Source organism: Neobacillus sp. B4I6, from assembly GCF_050434045.1.
Classification (GTDB): Bacteria; Bacillota; Bacilli; order Bacillales; family Cytobacillaceae; genus Neobacillus.
Map to the genome: position 1 here is coordinate 2,945,298 of NZ_JBNPWB010000002.1, position 22,762 is coordinate 2,968,059.

At 37.6% G+C, this 22,762-nt stretch carries 17 protein-coding genes and 2 pseudogenes; 4 read left to right on the forward strand and 15 right to left on the reverse strand.

The window, feature by feature from the left end; translation table 11 throughout:
- Nucleotides 1-60 precede the first annotated feature (60 nt).
- The gene (locus QF028_RS16620; protein ID WP_429467022.1) at nt 61-2,028 is read right to left on the reverse strand and encodes an acetate--CoA ligase; all 1,968 of its coding nucleotides are present in this window, start codon (nt 2,026-2,028) and stop codon (nt 61-63) included.
- A gap of 128 nt (nt 2,029-2,156) precedes the next feature.
- Nucleotides 2,157-3,296, reverse strand: coding sequence for an acyl-CoA dehydrogenase (locus tag QF028_RS16625; RefSeq protein ID WP_410883661.1), 1,140 nt, complete (start codon nt 3,294-3,296; stop codon nt 2,157-2,159).
- A 244-nt stretch (nt 3,297-3,540) separates the two neighbouring features.
- On the opposite strand from QF028_RS16625, the gene QF028_RS16630 reads away from it, so the two are divergent.
- The gene (locus QF028_RS16630; RefSeq protein WP_429467024.1) at nt 3,541-5,361 is read left to right on the forward strand and encodes a helix-turn-helix domain-containing protein; all 1,821 of its coding nucleotides are present in this window, start codon (nt 3,541-3,543) and stop codon (nt 5,359-5,361) included.
- A gap of 182 nt (nt 5,362-5,543) precedes the next feature.
- On the opposite strand, the gene QF028_RS16635 is transcribed toward QF028_RS16630, so the two are convergent.
- The 3 genes and pseudogenes from QF028_RS16635 to QF028_RS16645 all read right to left on the reverse strand — a co-directional run.
- Nucleotides 5,544-5,726 (reverse strand): 4-oxalocrotonate tautomerase, encoded by a 183-nt coding sequence (locus QF028_RS16635; protein WP_088086684.1) that lies wholly within the window; start codon nt 5,724-5,726, stop codon nt 5,544-5,546.
- Between the two features lie 24 nt (nt 5,727-5,750).
- Complete coding sequence (locus QF028_RS16640) at nt 5,751-6,533, reverse strand: 2-keto-4-pentenoate hydratase (protein WP_429467026.1); 783 nt, start codon at nt 6,531-6,533, stop codon at nt 5,751-5,753.
- Between the two features lie 87 nt (nt 6,534-6,620).
- Nucleotides 6,621-6,779, reverse strand: a pseudogene (locus tag QF028_RS16645) (aldehyde dehydrogenase family protein); the annotation flags it as partial.
- 8 nt (nt 6,780-6,787) lie between these two features.
- Here QF028_RS16645 and QF028_RS16650 point away from each other — a divergent pair.
- A pseudogene (locus tag QF028_RS16650) lies at nt 6,788-6,915 on the forward strand (amidohydrolase family protein); the annotation flags it as partial.
- A 133-nt stretch (nt 6,916-7,048) separates the two neighbouring features.
- On the opposite strand, the gene QF028_RS16655 reads toward QF028_RS16650, so the two are convergent.
- From QF028_RS16655 to QF028_RS16670, 4 genes are all read right to left on the reverse strand, one after another.
- On the reverse strand, nt 7,049-7,627 hold the full coding sequence (locus tag QF028_RS16655; RefSeq protein ID WP_429467028.1) for a uracil-DNA glycosylase: 579 nt from the start codon (nt 7,625-7,627) through the stop codon (nt 7,049-7,051).
- 96 nt (nt 7,628-7,723) lie between these two features.
- The gene (locus tag QF028_RS16660) at nt 7,724-7,870 is read right to left on the reverse strand and encodes a hypothetical protein (RefSeq protein ID WP_168243078.1); all 147 of its coding nucleotides are present in this window, start codon (nt 7,868-7,870) and stop codon (nt 7,724-7,726) included.
- A gap of 155 nt (nt 7,871-8,025) precedes the next feature.
- Complete coding sequence (locus QF028_RS16665; protein ID WP_429467031.1) at nt 8,026-8,295, reverse strand: hypothetical protein; 270 nt, start codon at nt 8,293-8,295, stop codon at nt 8,026-8,028.
- A gap of 255 nt (nt 8,296-8,550) precedes the next feature.
- The gene (locus tag QF028_RS16670; RefSeq protein WP_215003464.1) at nt 8,551-9,981 is read right to left on the reverse strand and encodes a PLP-dependent aminotransferase family protein; all 1,431 of its coding nucleotides are present in this window, start codon (nt 9,979-9,981) and stop codon (nt 8,551-8,553) included.
- A 308-nt stretch (nt 9,982-10,289) separates the two neighbouring features.
- Here QF028_RS16670 and QF028_RS16675 point away from each other — a divergent pair, with 308 nt between their 5' ends.
- Nucleotides 10,290-10,682 carry a replicative helicase loader/inhibitor gene (locus QF028_RS16675; RefSeq protein ID WP_429467033.1) on the forward strand — a complete coding sequence of 131 codons (393 nt, stop codon included), beginning with the start codon at nt 10,290-10,292 and terminating at the stop codon, nt 10,680-10,682.
- Nucleotides 10,683-10,772: 90 nt separating this feature from the next.
- On the opposite strand, the gene QF028_RS16680 is transcribed toward QF028_RS16675, so the two are convergent.
- Entirely contained in the window at nt 10,773-11,477 is a 705-nt protein-coding gene (locus tag QF028_RS16680; RefSeq protein WP_410883646.1) for a response regulator, read from the reverse strand.
- Nucleotides 11,478-11,493: 16 nt separating this feature from the next.
- Nucleotides 11,494-13,086, reverse strand: coding sequence for an ATP-binding protein (locus tag QF028_RS16685; protein WP_410883644.1), 1,593 nt, complete (start codon nt 13,084-13,086; stop codon nt 11,494-11,496).
- Between the two features lie 384 nt (nt 13,087-13,470).
- Between QF028_RS16685 and QF028_RS16690 the strand changes: the two genes are divergently transcribed.
- Nucleotides 13,471-14,772, forward strand: coding sequence for a CitMHS family transporter (locus QF028_RS16690; protein WP_429467036.1), 1,302 nt, complete (start codon nt 13,471-13,473; stop codon nt 14,770-14,772).
- A gap of 328 nt (nt 14,773-15,100) precedes the next feature.
- On the opposite strand, the gene QF028_RS16695 is transcribed toward QF028_RS16690, so the two are convergent.
- From QF028_RS16695 to QF028_RS16710, 4 genes are read right to left on the reverse strand one after another with little or no spacing between them, the layout of a single operon-like run.
- Nucleotides 15,101-19,564, reverse strand: coding sequence for a hypothetical protein (locus QF028_RS16695; RefSeq protein ID WP_429467038.1), 4,464 nt, complete (start codon nt 19,562-19,564; stop codon nt 15,101-15,103).
- Entirely contained in the window at nt 19,542-20,288 is a 747-nt protein-coding gene (locus tag QF028_RS16700; RefSeq protein WP_429467040.1) for a DUF6063 family protein, read from the reverse strand. The genes QF028_RS16695 and QF028_RS16700 overlap by 23 nt, the downstream gene beginning before the upstream one ends.
- Nucleotides 20,285-21,799, reverse strand: coding sequence for a hypothetical protein (locus QF028_RS16705; protein WP_429467042.1), 1,515 nt, complete (start codon nt 21,797-21,799; stop codon nt 20,285-20,287). The genes QF028_RS16700 and QF028_RS16705 overlap by 4 nt, the downstream gene beginning before the upstream one ends.
- Nucleotides 21,790-22,758, reverse strand: a complete 969-nt coding sequence (locus tag QF028_RS16710; protein WP_429467044.1) for a Wadjet anti-phage system protein JetD domain-containing protein — start codon at nt 22,756-22,758, stop codon at nt 21,790-21,792. The genes QF028_RS16705 and QF028_RS16710 overlap by 10 nt, the downstream gene beginning before the upstream one ends.
- Nucleotides 22,759-22,762 lie beyond the last annotated feature (4 nt).

Here is a 22,762-nt window from a genome sequence, read left to right on the forward strand (position 1 = left end):
AATATGGAACCAGTCATTTGCCGGTGATTTTCCTGACAAATGACTGTCTCTAATTAATAACTATTTAACTGATGACCTTTCAGCAACTATTTTTTGGATTTGTGCAACCGTCGTCGGGTCTTCTAGTCCTGTAATGTCGCCGGAAACCTTTCCTGATACAACAATTTCCTTTAATAAACGGCGCATGATTTTTCCGCTGACTGTTTTCGGCAACATATCTGTAAAAATAATTGATTTTGGGGTTGCAATCTTACCAATTTGTTGAATGATGTGATTATTTATTTGTTGTTTTAATTCCTCTGTTCCTTCATAGCCATCGGCCAAACGGACAAATGCGAGCGGAACTTCTCCTTTAATTTCATCTGGGATCCCAATGATGGCGCTTTCAGAAACACCCTCACATTCAAGTACAGCACTCTCCATCTCCATTGTACTTAAGCGGTGTCCTGCTACATTAAATGCGTCATCTGAACGGCCAACTACCCATAAATATCCATCATCATCTAATAAAGCTAGATCGCTGGCATAATAGCAGCCATCCACTTGGCTATAATAGGATGCGTAATATCGTTCTGGTTCTTTCCAAAGTGTCCGACATAGCATAGGAAATGGTTTTCTAATAACCAGATTTCCTAAGACACCAGGTTTAACTGGGTTGCCTTCTACATCAACGATATCCATAACCGCACCTAAAAAGGCAGTACCTGAGGAACCTGGTTTCATCGGCGTCAGCCAAGCTGCTCCAGCTATAGGCGATCCTGCTGTTTCGGTTTGGCCCCAAGTATTATTAATATATACCTTCTTCTTTCCTAAAACTTCATATGTCCAATGCCAGGTTTCCGGATCGAAAGGTTCTCCAACAAGGGAAATGACATCGAGGCACGATAAATCAAATTTCTCTAATGCCTTTTCTCCCATACTTTTTAACATTCTTAATGCTGTTGGGGCAGTAAACAGTTTATTCACCCTGTATTTTTCAATGATTTGATAAAAACGATCTTTTGCTGGATAATCAACAGCCCCTTCAAAGACAACGGTTGTTACACCATTCGCTAAGGCACCTGTAATTCCCCAAATATGCATGGTTAACCAGCCGATATCCGCGGTACACCAGAAAACATCGTCTTGATGGTGATCCATATGATACTTGGCATATGTGTAATTCTGTGTGACAAAAGCCATGCCGGAATGCACGACGCCTTTTGGTTTACCTGTCGTACCACTTGTATAAAACACAATACCGCTCTCATTAGCTTCAATTCTCTCTGGTTCACAAACGATACTTGCCGCTTTTGTCTGCTCATGCCACCAGTAATCCCGGCCATCTTTCATTTGAACCTCTGAACCTAATCGGTCAACAACAATGACTGCTTCGATCGATGGAATAAATGGTACAACATGATCAACTTTTTCTTTTAAAGGAATGAATTTACCCCGACGTTCAGTTGCATCCGCAGTGATTAATACTTTTGGCTCAAAATTGATGAGACGGTCTGTCAATGATTTTTCCGAATATCCTGAGAAAATTGTATTGTAAATAGCACCAATTCGAAAACAAGCTAAAACGGAAATAAAGGCTTCTGCCAGATTGGGAAGAAAAATAGCAACACAATCACCTTTTTTTACACCAAATGATTTAAGAACATTCGCAAAACGATTTACTTCAGCAAGAAGCATATTATACGTGTAAAATTTGGTGTCCCCGTTTTCACCCTCCCAAATGAGAGCAGTCCGGTTTCCTGCCCCATTTTCGATATGCCGATCAAGTAAATTTACACTTGGGTTACTAATGCCGCCGGCAAAAAAGCGAAAATCGGGGAGCTGTCCACTAATGGTTTCATCCCATGGTTCATACCAAACAAGTTCACGGGCTGCACGATCCCAAAATTTAGCAGGATCTTCTTGTGATTGTTTAAGCAGTTCATGATATGCTTCACTGCTCCCAATGGAGGTTGAACGAACTTTTTCTTCTTCTGGATAGATGAGTTTGCTATTTGAAACTACTTGTAAAATTCCACTGATATCCATGTAATGGCTCCTTTAACAATTTTTATTTCATCACTATGTCTCTACTAGGCTGTTGATTTCCGCTCCAATCAACGTAGTCTTTAAGATCAACCATCACCTTTAACACAGCCAATCCTATAAAAAATTTATTAACATCCAATTTGTTTGGCAATAACCATTCGTTGAACTTCAGATGTTCCTTCACCAATTTCTAAGAGTTTCGCATCACGGAAGAATCGCTCCACTTGATATTCCTTCATATATCCATATCCGCCATGAATTTGAACGGCTTGATCACATGCTCTCATGCATATTTCCGAAGCAAATAATTTCGCAAATGCCGCTTCCTTTTTAAAAGCTCTTCCTTGATCCTTTAACCAAGCTGCTTTAAAAACCATATTCCGGGCTAATTCAATATTCATTGCCATGTCAGCTAATTTAAATTGGATTGCCTGGAAGTTGGCTAAACTCTTTCCAAACTGTTTTCTTTCTTTTGCATATTGAAGAGCTTTTTCATAGGCCCCTTGAGCAATACCTACAGCCATAGCACCGATTCCAATTCTTCCGCCATCAAGCGTAGCTAAAAACTGTTTGTAACCGTTTCCATCTGTTCCCAGCAGATTTTCTTTAGGAACCCTTACATTCTCTAAGATAAGTTCTGTAGTATTTGAGGCATGCAGACCCATTTTTTCGTAGTTGTCGATTACAGTGAATCCTGGAGCTTTTGTAGGAACAATAAATGCGCTGATTCCGTTGATTCCTTTTGAGCGGTCTGTTACCGCTGTCACAGCAAGGTGATTAGCATAGCTTGCATTTGTAATAAAACATTTTGAGCCGTTAATGACCCACTCATCTCCATCAAGAACTGCTGTTGTTTGGGTTCCCCCTGCATCGGAGCCTGCATTCGGCTCAGTCAATCCAAATGCTCCAAAAGACTCTCCCGTACAAATTGGTGTTAAGTATTTCTCTTTTTGCTCATGTGTACCAAATAAATTAAGTGGAGCTCCTCCCAATGAAATATGTGCTGAATATGTAATTCCTGTTGATGCACAAACACGACTAAGTTCTTCAACGACAATTGCAAAGCTGATCGTGTCAGCCTCACCACCACCGTATTGTTCAGGAAAAGGCAGACCCATGATCCCTAACTCTGCTAATTTTGCAAAAATTTCCTTAGGGAATTCCCCCGTTCGATCACGTTCATCTGCACCAGGTGCAACTTCTGCATCAGCAAAATCTCGAATTAACTTGCGTATCATCTCTTGTTCTTTCGTTAAATCAAAATTCATTTTTCTACAACCCCTTTCTAAATATTCTGATTGTTTTAAGCGAAAAAAATTAAGCCACCACTACATATCTTTACGCTGAACTCCTTTCATTATTTTCATAACTTTCTTATAATAAGAATATAATCATTATGAATATTATGCTATGTACATTTTCATGAATATTATTATGAAAAATTTGTGTCTTTTACACAAAAACAGGAAAATGGATGAAATGTAAAAAATCGTAGAGAAAGGATGATGACAGATGCAAGATACCTTAACTCATCGGCAACTAAAGTCCTTAATCCATGTGTCAAACGTTATCAATTCCAATTTAGATATTGATACGATCTTTGATTCAATCATGAATGAAACGATATCTGTCGTTGAAGCGGCAGGAGGAGGCTCTATATGGATTTTTGACAAAAGCCAGAATCGACTCATCGCAAAATCAGCTCAAGGATTATTTTATCCACATATATTTAGGCAAATTAAACTAGTTAGCGGTGAATCTATGACTGGGATGTCTTTTGCTGCAAAAAAATGTCTCATTTTTTGGGATGAGGTAGAAATTAAACAGGCGCTGTCAACATTAACGCCATATAACAGAGATTTATTGGATCAGTCTATTCCGAGTAATTTTCATTTTACATCTGTCATTTCTTCACCTATTTTACAAAACGGAAAATGTATTGGCGTGATTACATTGGACTCTTTTGAACAATCTTTGCAGTTTAAGCAAGAGGATATTAATCTATTAGAAGCGATTGGCCACCAAGCAGCAGTTGCCTTGGAAAAATCCAGTCTTTATTATGAGAAGGAAAAAATGGTTCAGAAGCTTTCCCATTCAATCGAAATACATAGGAACCTGGCCAATCTCGTTGTAAATGGAGAAGGAATTCAGTCGATAATGAATTTTATACATAAAACAATAGGACAACATATGTTTCTCTTTGATGAAATAGGTGAACTTAGGGCTTCTGCCTGCTCTTCTTCCTTTTCAATTGAAATGACCGAGTATATGAAAGCGTATGCAAAACAAATTATCCTAACACTTGAAAACTCACATACCGTTTCCGAAATAACATTAAATGATGAAATGTATCAATTAGTTGTATTGCCACTTGGGTCCAAATTAAAGTCTCTAGGCGGGCTTATCATCCTTTCAAAACAAAAAATGAATGAGGTGGATATCGCTGCTCTTGAACATGCTTGTACAGTCATTTCACTTGAACTGGGAAAAGAGCAAGCCGTTTTTGAAACACAGCAGCGTTTAAGAGGGGAATTCGTGACCAAGCTTTTTTCAGGACAGATCGATGAAGCACTTATTCAGAAAGCAAAAAATTTAAATTTTGACCCTAACCGAAACTATGTTGCCATACTTATTAATTTTGAGGATAAGTTAAACGAGCAAAAGGTAATCGGCGACCACTTCATAAGGAATTTACTCCATATGGCCAATACATTACTTGGGAGGAACTCGCAAGTAATGGCAGTAAGGGATGAAAATCAAATCGTTGCCCTTCTATCCTTGCATTCAAGAGTTTCTTCGTCCAATATTATTGCTGAATTAAAAGAACTTGCAAAAATTTTACAGCATGAGATTAAAAATAAATATAGAGAGATAGACGTATCAATTGGGATTGGAAGAATTAAGCAAGGGCTTATTTTTGTCCACGAGTCATTTGTAGAAGCGACAAAGTGCATAAAGTTTCTCAAAAACTATCGTTTTGATCATAGAGTTCTTAGTTATACAGACCTTGGCGTTCAGAGGTTTATTTTACAAAATTCAAAGGAAGAATTGATTGATTTTATCCATGAAGTATTAGGTCCCCTCATTGAATATGAACAATCTAGAAAAGGCGAACTGTTAAGCACTCTGATTGTTTATTTAGACCAAAATCAAAACATAAAGAAAACGGCTGATTCTTTACATATTCACACAAATACCTTAAGCTATCGTTTAAAACGAATTGAGGAAATTCTATTAACGGACTTGAATGAAAGTCAACCATTATTTAATATTCATTTAGCTATCAATATATATCAACATATAAAAGATAACACTAGTGTTGCCTTAATTTAATTTCAAACTAAAGGTTACTTACTGATAACGTAAAAAACCGATTTCCTAATGGAAGTCGGTTTTTTGTACTCTAATTATCTTTCTTATTTTCGAATACAAGCCATTTCCCCTCCCCCAGGAACCGCTTTCAGAATAGTATTAAATTTAAGCATGACGGTTTTACCACCATGCTCAGTCATTTTCTATTTTTCAACCGGCTCCCCAGCTTTTCCCCAATGCGTTTTAGGAATCTCGGTTACGAGAACTCTTATATTCTCCTTCGGTGAATCCAATGTTTCAGATACGGTGGTCGTGACATTGCGAATTAATTCAGCTACTTTTTCTTTCGGTCTACCTTCCATCATTTGCACATGAATAATAGGCATGAAAATCCCTGCTCTCTACAATTATTAATCTGTCACGGTAAAAGACACTTCGCCAAAACCATCAAATTTCCCGCTGACAACATCGCCAAAGTTCAACTTAACGGCAGCAGTAATGCCGCCAGTAATAATCACGTCACCCTTACGAACCTTTTCACCCTTTCTTGCCAGCATATTGGCAAGCATCGCCACAGAGTGGGCTGGGTGGCCAAGGACAGCAGCCCCTGCGCCCAATTCCTTGATTTCACCATTAATCGTAAGCGTAGCTCCGACAAGGTCCAGTTCAAATTGTTCCGGTTTTTTTAAGGTGGTGCCCAACACAACTCGTGACGTTGAGGCATTATCAGCAATCACATCCGGTAAAGTAAACAGGAAGTTTTCATAACGGCTGTCGATAATTTCCAACGCTGGAAGAACGTATTCCGTTTTTACGAGAACCTGGGCGCCTGTTATGCCTGGGCCTTCAATATCTTCTCCTATCACAAATGCAATCTCTGCTTCCACTTTCGGATGGATCAAATCACTTAAACGGACTTTACCGCCATTTTCTATCAACATATAATCAAACACATATCCATAAATAGGCTCTTCAATGCCCATTTGCTTCATTTTGGCAAAGCTTGTTAAGCCCATCTTAGGACCAACTATTCTTCTTCCTTCATTTAATTTGCGGTTTACGATTTCTTGTTGAACAAGATACGCTTCCTCCACCGATAAATCCGGCTTCATGTTCACTGTTACCTTCGGAACTTCACGCCGATCTTCCTCCGCTGAAACAAGGTAATTGGCAATATCCTTGTATTGACTCATAATATTGGTATCTCCTTTTCTCCGTTTTTAAAAATGGACGCTTACCTGCCCAATGTGTGCGAATCTTGCCGTAAATGAATCCCCTGCACCTTGGTTAATGAAACTTGATTTAATCGTCGTTTCAACTCCTTCATCAAGATCTGAGTCTGCAAAAATAATATTTGGATTTTTACCGTATAGTTCAAACGATAGTTTTTTCAAGGAACTAGATGCTGCTTTCATAATAGCAGAACCTGTTCCTAGTTCACTAATTTTTCATCCCTTTTTTTAAGAAGCAAATCGGCAAAAAGCAATCTTCTTTATTCATCCATTATTGTGTGTAGAGCCTCGATTAAATAGAAGAATGATGCCAAATTTGATAGGAGTTCCTTGGGAAACAACATAGGTAATAAACGTATTTCACAGAAAAAAAGAGTTCGGAAATTTTTCTCCCGAACTCCCTTTTTTTTATTTATAACTTTTCAATTTTGGTTAATTCTTTATTTAGAGTGTACATCATTTTTTCAGTAAATCTACTAAAAATTCAAATTATGGTAGCGCTCTGCAACAAACGCCCAATCACTTAAAAACAAAGACCATAAGTTAGGACGCCGCCTTACAGCCAACGGATGGTAAGCCACCGCTGTCTGATATCCATGAACATTGTGCCAAGTACCTCGCAATGTCTTAACATCAACTTCAGAATTTTGAAAAAAGGATTGGACGGCTACATTTCCTAAGCATAGAATAAGATTGGGCTTTTTATGTAGTATCTGTTGTTCTAAATGAACCATACAGGTTTGGCGCACATGATCTTTTTCATAAGCACGCACCGGTCTTCTTTTTAGGATAAAAGTCACGTAAAGGTCGTCCGTCTTCAAGCCAACTTCTCTGGCAGCTTGTTGTAATGTTTGTCTTGTTCCGCAAACAATTAGATTCCCTTCTCGATCCTCTCTGGCTCCTGGGTTATCTAGTATAACCATTATAGGCGCTTCTGGATTTCCTTCTCCCCAGACCATACGTGATCCGTGCTTATAAAGACCGCATTCATGGCAATCTTCAAGGTTAACAGGGGTCGGTTCCTCCGGCCATATTTCCGGACAAAAAGCAGACATAGCTTCCATCTCCTGGTACTTGTGTTTGGAATAAATTGAAATTACCATCCGTTTTAATGGTGAAAAAAAGCAGCCAAGAATATCTTGGCTGTTTATTTAACGATCAAGTCCCTTTTTATTCTTTTCAGTATTATCATTTGGTGAGTCACCGGTACCATTTTTACTTTTACTATTAGGTGTTCCATAAATTTGATTATCTTTTGTTACTTTTGCTCCAGTTAGAAAATCATCCTTAGTTTTCATCCTCATCATCTCCTTTTATTAATTAGTTATATTATCTATGGAAAGGATAAGAATTATGCTGAATATCTAAATTTGGGTTATTGTGTAATGGAGGAGAGCTTATCACATATTGATACTAGAAAACGAAGAAAGCGACCCTGAAATTGGAGTCGCCTTTAATAACTTTTGAAATTTTTCAAGTAACTGTTTAGCACTTTTCTATACCGCCATATATCTTTATTATCAACCGGAAGCTCATTTATATCCCAAAAAGCTTGATACTTCCTATGTGCAGTAAGCGTGCCATCAGGATATCGCATAAATGTAACAGTGCCGTTGTTTTGATCATCTTGTAGGGCAATGTAGTGCTTCGAACCATCCCAGCTGGCCAAATCACCAAACCTCTCACAAAAGAGCTCAACATCGGCTTTACTTCGAATAACCATTTAATTCACTCCTTGATAAAATTATTTGATTACCGCTCTTATACCGTGGTTTCTTGAGAGGAATGGACTTTCAGCTGCTTGGGTATTAATTGAAAAGTGAATTTCAAAATATATTTGCTAGAAATATATTAAATAAAAAAATTAAAATTCGAGCGCTTATCATTGATTTGATAGTATTATAACATAACTGAAATGGATTTGCCGAAATGAATGTTAGGGTAATACTAAGAACATGATCCTTTCAAACTTTAAGTATTAAATAGACCCTAGTGCCTCCGCAAACCTTTTAATTCCTTCATGTATTAATTCTTCATTTTCCCTAGCAAATGTAAAACGAACAAAACCTTTTTTGGACCCCATCGTGTAACCTGGGACATAAATAACTCCTCTGCTGATTGATTCCTCCAGTAATTGCATTTCATTCACCTCTTTTTTTATCCTGCACCATATATGAATTCCTCCCTGAGGGATGGAGAAATCAACTTTATCCTTTAAATAAAATATAAGACTAGTAATAATTTGGTCTCTTCTCTTTTCTAATTGTTTGTTTAAATTTTCGATATGAGAATGGAAATTTTCCGATTCTAAAAAATCATTTGCGATCCACTGAGTAAAACTTGCATGACCAAAATCAATTTGCTGCTTCGCATCGGATAATCTCTCAATAACAGGTGTGGGTCCTATAATCCAACCAATTCTTAATCCAGAAGCAACGATCTTTGTTAAAGAGCTAATATATAAGACATTTCCGTTAATATCCATTGATTTTAGAGTAGAAATCTTTTCCCCTGTAAACGAGGTTAAACTATAAGGATCATCCTCAACCACGGGTATACCATGTTCTGAAGAAATTTCTAAGATCGCTTTCCGTTGCTTTTCCTGAAGTAAAGCTCCTGTTGGATTTTGAAAAGCAGGATTCAAAAATATCATTCGGATTCGATGCTTTTTATGTAATGAAAGTAAGTCATCTGGGTTGATTCCATCTTGGTTTACAGGTATGAAATAAGGTCTCAGTCCTGCTGATTTAAAAATCGGAAGATTATAGTTATATGAGGGATCTTCCAATGCAACTGCATCTCCTTGTTTTAATAGGCATTGAACCACCAAGTGCAATGCTTGTTGTGCCCCAGATGTAATTAAAATGGATGAAGGATTTGTTTCAATTTTTCTATATTGCTTAACATGCTTTGCAATCGTTTCTCTTAATATTGCGTTTCCTTGCGGGTGATCATAACCTAAGCTTCCTATAAACGATCTAGAAGAAGTAATCTCACTTAAGTATTTAAGCGGAAAAAGATCCTCTGACAGTTCGCCGCTAGCTAGATTGATTAACTTCTGTTTTACTGCTTCCTTCCTTATCCTCTGTGTTATAGGCAAGTTAGGTAAAAACGAACCTGCTTCAATATACCTGTTCCAGTTCGGTATACGTTTCTTGGTAATTCCCCAGATATCTTTACTTATGGTCGTCCCGCTTCCTCTATTCCTTTGTATTAGTCCATTGGACTCCAATTCATCATATGCTGCAACTACTGTACTTCTATTTATGTTAAGGTCCTTAGCTAAATTTCTTTCAGAAGGTAATGGTTTATCTGGAGGAAAAGTACCATCTGCAATTCCATTTTCGATATAATCAGCAAGTTGTTTATAGATAGCTTTTTTGGCTTGGCGATCTGGTTTCCAATCCATATATTTCAGTCCTTATTATGTAATGTAGTCTAACTATTATGTTTCTTTATTAATATTATTAATCGTTTGTTATGAACTTTAAAAAAGCCCAATGTTCATAATAATTAATTACCATCCAAATTATCATAAATTTAACCATCCACTTTTATTATAACTTACAGCGCGTTGTTTTGCGAAAAGGCCATCAAGTCAATACTAGAAGCGTAGAAAAGCGGCAAACAGCCTAAAAAGTCAAAAAAGGAATCCATGTCTGACCGGGTGGAATGGCTGATTCATGAAGGGAAAATTATATTAGAGGAGGAATCGCATTGACCAAGGAAGAGGTAGTCAAACTTTTAATACTTATTGAATCGGTTTATCCCAACTGCATTTTTAAGGACGAGACAGTCCAGCAATGGTTCCAATTTTGTTCTGAAATGGATTATGAAAAGGTAATGGCGAAGGTGAAAAACCACATTCGAAAAAGTCCTTTTCCACCTGCGATTGCTGAAATTGCGGTATTCTCTTTTGAAGAAAATAATTTTCCAGAAACATTACAAAAATGGATGAGGAAAGGACGGGAGAGAATTGAACACGAACGCGCATCTAACCAACGAAATACATTACCTGATTGGCTTGCTGAATATTCAGCAAGAAATATGTTTAATTCCTCATTCACTTCTTGTGCTGAAAACATGGAGTTTGGCAAGAAAAGCAAATGAAAATAAAAATAACCCGATTAAGGCGTGCACAATCTTAGTCGGGTTTATTCTTTCTAAAATAATGAACTGTTCTAAGAAAAAATGCCCAGATTACTTCTTCCGATATCTCCTTTCAGGGCGTCCTATGGTTCCGTAAATAACTTCTACTTCCATCTCATTAATTGCAACTAAATACTCAAGATATCTCCTGCCAGTAGAATGACTGGCTCCGATTATTTTTGAAAAATCATCTGCATTTATGTTTTCATTTATATCCTTTATTTGTTTCCTGACTTTTTTTAATGTATGTTTATCAATTCCCTTAGGCAGTATTTCAGGTGGTTCCTCCTGGGCTAAAACCGCTTCCCGTGGTTGTTTTACTCTAAAAAAATCGTTAACATCTTCCTGTTCAACAATTGTTAATTTGACTAGTTTTTCTCTAGTCTCTTTGAACTGTTCCAGCACTTCAAGAAACTTGTTTATCATAATGGGTTTAAGGATGTAACTGTATGCTCCTCCCCTGATTGCTTCGCTTACAGTGCCAACATCATTAGCTGCTGTTATCATAATTACGTCCATACTTCTCAGTTTTCTTCTAATCTCCCATAATAAATCTGTCCCATTCATATCAGGAAGAAAGACATCGAGCAAAATAAGATCGGGAGTAAATACATTCAACATATCAAGTGCCTGCTTCCCCGTATTTGCAATGGCGACTACTTGAAATCCTTTTGCTTTATCAGTAAATTTTTCATAAATTTTAGCCGCTGTTTCATCATCTTCTATAATCATTACTTTGATTAGTTCCTTGGTCATCCTTAATACCCCTCTCTTAGCTGCCTTTTGGTAAAACGATTGTAAATTGAGCTCCGCCTGAATCACTTGTAGAAATAAAAATCTCCCCATCCAGTTTTTTTAAGGCATTTTTAACAATGGCTAGTCCTAGTCCATGATTTTCTCCTTCTTTTGTCGTAAATCCTTGAATAAAAATCATCTCCTGCCATTCTTCAGGGATACCTTTACCGTTGTCTTCTATATCAAAAATGATATCGCTTCCAATATCTGTGAAGGAAACTTTTACATAGGCGCCATTAGAATTAGCCCGAACAGCTGCCTCCATGGCATTATCTATTAAATTACCAAGTATGGATACAAATAATTTAGTATTTAATGTAGAGGGGATATCTTCCAGGTTGCTGTCTTTATCGATTTCAAGTTCTACTTTTAATTCCTTTGATCGATTTATTTTTCCAAGCAGACAAGCCGCAATAAAAGGATCTTTAACTGAAGAAGTTAAAAAAACCACAATATCTTGACGTTCTTTGACTTCTTCTGAAATAAGTTCCCTTGCTTCGTCATACTGTTCAAGGGTAATCAATCCATAAATAGTGTTTAATCTATTTAAATATTCATGATTTTGCGCGCGGATATGGTCAGAAACGTTTTGTACTTTTGAAATCTCATCTATAATTTCCTCTATTTCGGAAACAGGCCGGATGGTTAATACGGCACCTCGTGTTCTTTGTTTCTCCAGAATCGGTGATGCGTCAACCAAATTTAATTGGTCACCAAAAATTACCTTTTGATTAATAATATTTTGTTGACTGCCCATTACGGATTCTATTAGAGCGTGTAGACGGCTATGCTTAATTCTCATCCCCTTCTCGATCTCATCGTGTTTCAACAACTCTCTTGCCCGTTTATTGATGGAAGTTACTTCACCGTCTATGTTGACTGCAACAGTGGCATCTCTAATTGATTCTAAGGTAGCTTCTTTTTCTTTAAACAAAAAGGATATTTCTTCTGGCTCAAGGTTAAAAATTAGTTTCTTTACCCTCTTTGATATAATAACTGCCCCAGTTATCCCAAATAACAAAATAAAAATAGAAAACTGAAGTAACTTAAGACGGTAGCTATGTACTTTTCCCTCTACTTCTGAGGTTAAGAAACCAACGGACGATACACCAATTATTTCTCCGTCCTTATTATAAATAGGGGTTTTTGCCTTAATCGCCTTTCCTGAAATTCCAGTTCCTTCATATATAATGGAGGCATTATTTTCAAATACCAGTTTGTTGCTTGAACCCATCGGCTTTCCTATATATTTTGTTATCTGGTGAGAGTACCGAATATTTTCTTTATTGCCAATTACTACATAGCCGGCTCCTGTGGATTTCCGTATTTCTTCTGCAATGGGCTGTATAGTTAAAGAAGGATTGGGCTCCTTAAATGCATCGATAATATGTTCCTTTTGAGACGTCATCTTCGCTACTGCCATAGCCTGGTTACCCAATGAAGTTTTAATCATATCGTCAATCATCATGGAAAAAAGAGCACTTACAGAAACAATAGTAATTAAAATAATAGTGGAAAAAAATACAACCATTTGTGTTAACAGTCGTGGTTTTTTTATTTTTTTGCCCAACTGGTTTCCCCTCGCTAAATATCTCAGAAGATGTGATTGTTCATATTATATATCAATAATAGCACTATTCTAATATTAGGTTCAATTCTATCAATTTTAATGTTTGTTATTATGTGAGTTCGCAGAAATTTTAGATTTTTACGTGAAAAAAATAAAAAAAAAGATATTTATGGAAAAAATTAAAATTATTTGTTTTATATATTCCTTTGAATATCAACATGTTAATCTTTCTTAGAAAGCGCTATCAATTAGTGAACAGTGGGTACACTCTTCTAGTCTTGTTATTAATTTACTTTACTCTATGAAAAAATTTAAGTAAAAAATAATTTGTTATTTACTAAGATTTGTTGAACCCACAATTAATAACAAAGGAGGATTTAACGTATGCTATCTTTTTTGGGATTTTCTATGGTTGCAGTTTTTATGTATTTAATTATGTCAAAACGGCTAACACCCCTTGTCTCCCTCATGCTCATTCCCATCCTATTTGGTCTAATAGGGGGTTATGCGAATGATTTGGGTACGATGATGTTTGAGGGGGTAAAAGCTATTGCCCCTACCGCCATTATGATCTTTTTCGCCATTTTGTACTTTGGACTGATGATTGATACTGGTTTATTCGAACCCCTTATTGCCAAAATTTTAAAAATCGTCAAAGGTGATCCTTTAAAAATTGTTGTAGGTACAGCTGTCCTGTCGATGATGGTTGCTTTAGATGGTGATGGAACCACAACCTATATGATTACGGTTTCTTCCCTGCTTCCGCTTTATAAACGTCTAAGAATGAATCCTCTAATTCTTGCAGGAGTAGCCATGTCCTCAATGGGAGTAATGAATATGACTCCTTGGGGTGGAGCTTCTGCAATGGCGATGACTTCATTGAAACTTGACTCATCTGAGCTGTTTCTGCCACTCATTCCTGTCATGGGCTTTGGGCTTTTATGGGTTCTGGTTATATCCTTTATTTTCGGAAAAATGGAACGCAGGAGACTTGGAGTTATAGATATTGATGCATTTCGAGAAGTGGCCAGTACGGCTGAAATGGATGCAAAAATGGAGTTTAACTATCGCCGTCCAAAACTGGTATGGTTTAACTTTGCTTTAACCCTCATTCTTTTAGTTTTGTTAATTATGGATGTTATTCCACTCATGATTTTATTTATGGTTGCATTTGCTATTGCTTTATTAGTTAATTATCCAAATATAAAAGAGCAACAAGAACGAATCTCTTCACACGCAAGCAACGCAGTAGCGGTCGTCTCCATTGTTATTGCAGCTGGTATTTTTACAGGTATTATGTCAGGAACGAAAATGATTGATGCCATGGCTACTACTTTAGTGTCATTGATTCCTGAAGCATTGGGGCAGCATTTACCAGTAATCGTGGCTTTTTTAAGCGCTCCTTTTACTTTTTTTATGTCAAATAATGCCTTTTATTTTGGGGTACTTCCGATTATTGCCCAAGCCGCCGAGTCTTATGGCATTAGCGCTGCCGAAATCGGCCGTGCCGCCATATTGGGACAGCCTGTCCACGTTCTAAGTCCTTTAGTAGCAGCCGCACATTTATTAATAGGTATGGTAGGAATTGAATTTAGTGATTTACAGAGATTCTTAATTAAATGGGCACTAGGAACCACTACGGTGATGGTATTAGCCGCACTAATTTTAGGTGTTATTTCTTTATAAAAAAGAATTACATTATTGTCGTTGTTACTAGAAAATAAGAGGATGCTTTGTATCGTGTACAAAATACGACGAAGTTATTAAATTAAAACTTTTATCAAAGTAATAAGAGGTTAATTATTTTTGCTCGCTAGGATCGATGAGAACTGAATTATACCCATAATATGGACACAGCTTAATAAAAGGGCCTATGCCGCTAACTGATGACCTCGGTATTGCACCGTGGTCTTCTTATTTATTACACGTTTTCCCTAATACAAATAAAAATCCCACCTTCTATACAGAAAGTGAGATTTTTTCCCCTAATCCTCGATTCTATCATTGTGTTACCTTATTGAAGGACTGCCTCTCCCTGGTAAATCCGAAAGGCTGGAACAATCGTGTCCGAAACAATTTCTTTTCCTTTTTCACGAATGAAGTCCAATTTATAATAGGAATCAAATCTTTGGCTGATTTCTGTTTTCACCAGTTCGGGCGGAGTGACAACAATGAATTGGAACTTTAGTTTTTCGGCCACGGCGAAAATCGGGTCAAGGACGTGTGCCGATGCTGCTTGTCCGAACGGATTATCACAAACTAAAGGCACCCAGCTTTGATCTGTTTCGCTTTTAACGGATAATAACATCATCATCATCACCATTCGAGCTGATAACTTCTGTCCGCCGCTGCCATCGGATTTCGTCCTAGAACCTTGATTAATAGTCTGCCAGGTTGAATAATGCTCTCTTTGAGGTTTCCCGTACATAAAGGCATTATCCGTTCGCATATTATAGACGAGCAGCTCAGGATATCGATTTCGGAGTGATACAAATAAAATTTGCTCATCACTTATCAGTTGTTTTATTTCTTCGTCTAAGGCGCGATTATGATCATCAATCATATCAAATTGTTTAGTGATTTTGTTAATAGCAGCTACAAAATGCTGCTTTAGCAGTGGTTCGATATCTTCCGCCTTTTTAGGTAAGATGTCTTCTTTGAGCTGAACGAGCGGAAAGGATCCTCGTTCATTTTTCAGCTTCATTTTCGCAACCATCGAACGAATCGCCTCTGAAATGCTCATCACTTTCATGCTGGCACGGCTTGCCCAGAAGTTTTGAGCCTTTTCTGCCCTTTCTTTGTCGCGTTCTAATTGTTCCAACCCACTTTGTGAAAAACGCTTCATGTTTTTAACGATGCTCTGGATATGTGTATAATGCCTTGTATCCATATGGTCTAGTGTGGTTAATATTTCATTTTTAAAGCGAATCTCCCAATCTTTTCCTTCTATCGTGAGCTTTAAATTGCGCAGGGATTGATCGATTTTCGCATGCTTCTCTTGCCCCTCTTCCTGTATTGCTTGATGATCTTCACACCAGGATAAGATACATGCTTTGCCTTGAGTCTTAATTTTTTCTACATCCTCATTCGTAAATACTCCCGCTTCTTCCTTTAGGATTACGGATAAGGTTAATAAATCTCCTTCATAGCCAGTAATATTATTTTCAGTTTCTTTTTTGCGTTTCTCAGCCTGCTTTACTTCCTCTTTCGTCAACTTTGTTTGGTCTTTAATTTCTACTTCTTTTACCACTAAGTCAAGATCTGCCCATTCTTCAGGCTGTTTTTCATGCTTCTCGACTTTCTTTCCTGACTTTTCACGTTGTTCAGTTGCATGCTTTAAGGACGTTTCCGCGACGGTTACAGCAGTTCCTTGTACACGTTCTTCTTTTTCCGCTGCCTTCGCTTCCTTCTGTGCGGTTTGCAGCATATTTTCTAAGATACTGATAGGTTCATCTGGTTCTGGAGCTTTATTCCAACCCTCATCATGAGCATTGAGTTTTTTCTCTAATTTCTTTTGCTGCTTTTGTTCGGTTTCTTTTTTTGCTTGAATAACGAGTAATTCTTTAGCCTGTTCTTCCTTTGATTTCTGGAGCTGTTTTAGCTCTCCAATACTTCCGTTTATCTTTTCTAATAAATGTGATGAAAGATGAGGGACCTCATCACATGGATCTGCTTTTTCATCAGTAGGAAAAACCGCTTCTTCTATAAAGAACCTGATCTCCTTTATAGTTTGTTCGGATGTCAGCTTCCATTCTAAATACGTTTGATTCCACTGGTTTTGCAGTTCAACTGTATTTTGGAGCTCTTTTCCTATTTCTTGCTGCTGAGAACCTAAGGCTTCCTTTTGTTTCTCTTTCTCTAATTTCACTCGTTTATTTTCTTGATGAAGAGTTTTTTCTTGATCAAAATCCTCTAATGTTTCCACATCTTTTGTAAGCTTTTCTATTTTACTTTTTGTATTCTCCAGCTGTTCTTTTAGCTGAAGTTGCAATTCTTTTTCTTTTTCTTCTTGTGCTTTGATTTCCTGTAAATTTTTTTTCTTAGAAAGAAGCGCGTTTTGTTCCTGATTGAGAGCTTTTTCGATATCAATAGAAAGATCGCTTGATAAAAATCGATCGATTTCCTTTAAAACACGACGTAAGGAGGTTTCTGTTTTTTCAATTTCAAGGAGTGTATCTTTCTTTTCTTCTATTTGTTTAGCAATCTTTATTTTCCAGTTGGTGAATTGGTTTTTATCCGTTAATAGCTCTTGCTCGGTTCCGTTAATGATCACAAAGGAAGTTTGATGATATTCGCTGTTCATTTCCTCCCGCAAGAAAATCGGAACAGGACTTTTGAACATTCTTCCGGAAAGAACCTGCTGATTTATTTTTTGCCATTGCTGCCCGCTTACGACCAAACCGTATGGAAGGAGTGGATACTTCATAAGGTTATTCGCTAGGTCCTCAGCACGTAAGGATTGGAGAAATTGGGTACCATAAAACACATCAATGCCAGTCTTCTCATCGATCCATTCCTTTAATTCTTTTACATCTTTATTTGCGACCCAAAAGGGCTCATCGTTTAAGGAATGGTCGAGTTGTGTTTCCCATAGGTCTTTTTTAATTTGTTCAGCTTGTTGTCGATTATTGCTTAGTATTTCTTCTATTTGTATAGAATACTTCGATAAGAGCGAGTGAGTAAACGGCGCTGTGGCATCATCTAATAAACCATGAAGTTTATCCAATAATTTTGCTTCTCTTTGCATTTGCTCTTCATTTGCTAGGTTTAATTCTTCACATTTTTCTTCTGAAAACTGAATCGATTGGACGAGGGTACCATGTGAAGTCGCAAGTTGGTTTTGCCGTTCACTAGATTCTTTATCTTTTGCTTGCACCTCTACTAGTCTAGCCTTTTTGTCTTCAATTTGTTTAAAAAGACTTTCGATTAAGCCCATTAAGTCATAGCTTAAGCGGTCGCCAAATGCTTGGATTAGTGCCGCTTCTTTCGACTCAAAAGCATGCATCTGCGTGTAAAGAAAATCAATTTCAGTACTAAGCTGAGCAATCTTTTTTGTCTTTTGTTTATCCTGTTGCGACAGCTCCGTTCCTTTTTTCTTTAAGAACTTTTGATATCCCACATACTGCTTAATCGCTTCTTGTATGGATAAATAGGACTGCTCCCATTGCTTTTTAGCTTCTTGTTTGATTTCTTCCATTCTTTGATTCACTTGCTCTAAGCCACTATTTTGTTCCAATGTGGCTATCTGCTGGGAAAGAGAGCGAATGGTTTGTTCGTTTTCACTCCACTCTTTCAATAAAGCCTGAAATACTAACGCTTCTTTTCGCTCCTGTTTCTCTAGAACGATGGCTTGTAAGGAAGTATGCTTCTTCCTTTCTTCCACTAATTTCTTTTCCCAATCCATAACTTCTCTGTGAGCTTTTGCATACTCCAGGTTGTCTTTTTGATAGCGTAGTTCTGCTTGCCTTAGGATTAATTTCTCCATGTCTTTTTCTAAAGTAAGCTGCATTTCCTCTTCCGTTTGCTTCAAATGCTCTAAAGCACCCAGCAGTTGTCTTCCTGCCTGTATACTTGCTTGAACAATTTCTTTATGTTCAACACCTTTAGCTAGATGCTCTTCAAAAGGGACAATGTTTTCTAAAAACTCTTTATGGGCTTGCTCTCTTTTTAAGAGAACAGGCAGGTCCTTAGCGATACTTGCCTGACTCTTGAAAATCTCCACAAGATCGTTCTTTTGATGTTCCGTCCTGAGCAAGACTTGACTAACAGTTGGAACAATTCGTTTTTGGAACAGGGAATGATCATCCTCCGCTCCCTCAAAGTATTTCCCAACGCCGCCCTCATCCTTGTTAATATCTTTCATAATATCCCAGTCTTTACGGTTAATTCCGTATGTATCAAGGATGCGATAGTGCTTCTTCGTATCTCGGTAAACGTCATATCCATTCCATTTTAAATAGTCCTTTAAACTTTCGATTTCAGCAACCTCATCATTATCGTAGAGTGGAATATGGTCAAGCGCTGCCTCTTCTTTCCGTTCAAATTCTCTCGTATAAAAGGTAATAGTAGGGAGGATCTTTGCTTCCTGTTCCAATGTTTTACTTTCATTTCCACTTTCTTCACTCATCGAGATCCGTTGTTCGGCTGAGAACATTCCTCCCGTAATCAGATGCCGGCGGTCAGCTCCATCCAATTCCCATTGAATAAGTACATGAAATGTATATGGAATAAATTGTTCTTTATTATTAAAGAAGAACTGTTGATAATAACGATTGTTTTGTTTCCCCCACGAAGTCCCAGGTTTGAGTATTTGGAAGATCGTTTGAAGGAACACACCTTTCCCACCCCCATTCATCATCGCAATGAGGCCATTGGTTGATGTCTCATCATTATGAAAATTAAAAGTGGTATCTTTATATTGCTTTTGCATGCCATCATACTTCAGGTTAACAATTCTAATTCGATGAATCTTCGGCATGCTCATCCTCCTTTGATGTCATTAATTTTTTAAAAAATTCATAACGGTCATAATCGTGATACAGGTATTCAATTCGCTCAAAAAGCTCTTGTTTTGGTATCACCTTAGCTATATCGTCCCGATCAAGAATGACGATCAGCCCCTCCGTCTCTAATAAACGCATTGCGCCGGCAATTAAACCGATTCTTGTCCGTCTATTGCCTTTTTTTACTCCATAGTCGTCCGTGTCAACCTCCATGTATTTCCAGATGGTTACAACTTCCTTCATATCAATTCGTTCGTCTTCTCCGAAGGTCGGTTTAGCTTTAAGAATACTATCCCATTGAATCATTAGGTCGTTGACTTGCCGTTCTAATGCGTAATAGCTAATCCCTTCCCGCTTCGTGCGAATTTTTGCAGCCTGGTTGCGATCGATGGCCGCTAAAAATGACATAATGACAACGCTAATAAGATGAAAATGTTTCTTATTTTCGATTTGCCGATGCTTTTCTTTCATATGGGTAAAATTCGTAGCATAGACGGAACCGGTTGGCTGGACAACTAATTGGATGCGTTTTGGCGATTCAATGATATATGTACCAGATTCGTCTGCTAATAAAAGAACCGTCTGTCGCACCTCCGGATCGAAATAAGTCTGGAAGTGTTCACTATTCTCGTCGATTACTTTATCTTTTAATAGAGTAAAATAGACAGCAGATGCTCTTTTGATCGTTTCTGCATTCATCCTTTCTCCTCCTGTACACATAGTTTAAAAGGGGTCATTTTCGTTTGATACCATAAGAAAGGCTCCGCTTTATGATCAAACTCGGTAAAGATTTTTGTGCCCTCAAAAGTTTGAAATTGAGGATATTCCTTCATTAGTTTATAAAGAAGAATTTCCCTCTCATCGCTTAATGTTTCTTCCTTTCGATACAGCACTTGAACCTTCAGTGGCTTTTTATCGAACATCATCCACAAGTCAATCGTTTCAGATTCTTCAAACCATAAATCCTGTACTTCTAATGGCATCTCTGCTAAATCAGCTAACGAAAACTCTCCGTTTGTTTGTAAGAATTGAAAAACATAACTCCATGCCTTAATAACAGATTCCCAGTTCGTCACTCGCAGACGCGTAATGCTTTCTTCTGCCTCCTCTTCAATTACGGCATCGGTTAGTTGTTTTTCATCGAATTCTTGCTCACCCCAAATCCAATCAAGAGGCAAAATAAATTCATTCTTCGGTGAAAATAAAGGAGAAAGCACCGTTTCGATTTCCGTAAAAGTTTGAATTCCATTCTTCATGAACCCATTTTCATAAATATGCTCTCGAAAGGAGACCAAACTGTTTTCCCAAAACAAGGAAGGGTTTTCCACTTTTAATTTCATTTCATAGGAAATATTTTGAATAACCAGCTTAGCAAAACGATCGTGCAATTGCCTTGTATGGCCAATTTTTTCTTGGAGAAGAATCAATTCTTTCTGAATATAATCATCTTCTTCATTCCTTCGTTTTGTTTTATCAATCATACTAGTGATGGTACGGAAGTGGTTTTTTTCTTCTTCAAATTGCTTTTCAATTTCCACACGATTGTCAGCCCTTTGCCATTCCTCTTCCATCAATAAGATTTTGGGATTGTTGATCATTTCCTTTTGAAAGGAGAATTCCTTTGCCATTAAGCGGTTTACTCGTGAAATGAGGTGATCGAGGTTTCGAGTAGCTTTTCTAAAATTTCCATTTTTAATCAGCTGCATACTGTAGAGTTGTTCAATCGTTATCGAGAATTCCTCAGCCATTTCCCTGCTCATAAAAATCATTTCCTGAGCAACATCCGTGAGTTTATAAACAATGGATCCGCCCATCTCTAAATTCGTATATAATTCATCCATTGTGACATATCGGAAGACCTGAGTCTCCCAGGATTGTCTTATTTCATCGTAATATAAGGCTTCAAACGGTTTACTATACTCTTCTTTCCCCTGATACAGGAGCCCGCTTGTTATCCGTTCAATTTGCCTATCGTCTGCTAAAAGCTTCATTTGCTTAATGGAATCTTCCACCATATACTTGATATCTGACTTGCGTCTATGATCATCATCATTTAATTCTCTATAAAAGATGGTCAGGAGCACTTGCATGAGAATGGTTTGGATATGAGGTTTAAGCTCACCCACTTCCATTCCCCTACCAAGCTCAAACAGTGGATTTAATCGTTGCATACGCTGGGCGAATCCTTCCCATGATTCGTTCACATCCATCGCCTCCATGTTTCTATGTTTAAGACTTCTTGTGGGATTCGCTTATTTTCTTGCCAAAATTGCATTAATAAGGCTTGCTCCTCTTCCGTAAACCATTGAAAGAATGCATCACGGTATTTGATGTTTTGTGTTTGGCCTTGTTTCTGGTCATTCCTTTGTTCTAGACATTGAAGCATTTTGCGATATATTTTTAAAGCAGGCTGAATACAGCAATCCGAGTATTTTTCGATAAGCCGAATGAGGATCCCGTATCCCGCGGCATCAAGGTCTCCTGCGTAATAGAAAAAATAGGGTTTGGGCGGAAACATTCTGAAGAAAAAGGAAAAGCTCCGTTCGATTTTAGTCCCTTCACCATATATGATTAGTTCAGGTTCATAATCGAGTTGATTGGCTTCCAATAACTTAATGGAAGTATGAAAGAATGATAGATTTTCGACGATCAGAATCCGCTGAATATCTTTTATTTCTTTCCCTTGTTTCATCCAAAATACAAAAGGCTCCCCGTAATTCACCATTTTAAGCTGCTCTTCAGATACTCCAATTCTAGCTAAAAACCCTTTTCCATCCGGATAGCTATCATTGTCTAGTAAGAATTTTTCATGACCAAAGAGCTCCAGACTTCTTTCTTCAAATGACACGTTTTCCCTTTCCTGATTGGATTGGAGAAAAGTATAAACATGTTGGATTCGATTCCACTCGTCTTTCGTTTGCCATTCGGGATGCCGTTCATAAAAGGAAAAATCAAACTGATCACCTAATTTCATCATCTCGAAACGATCCCATTTGAGCGTTTGAACTTTTAAATTAACCCAGTAATATAAGGCAAGCGCTGGGCTTCTTCCATTGTATTGATTATTTGGTATAGGAATCAGTTGTCCTTCCGCTTGCAATGTTTCAATGGCACGATAAAACAACGAATAGCCGTCCATTTCAAAATAATCATCCAAAAGCTTGCGCAACTGA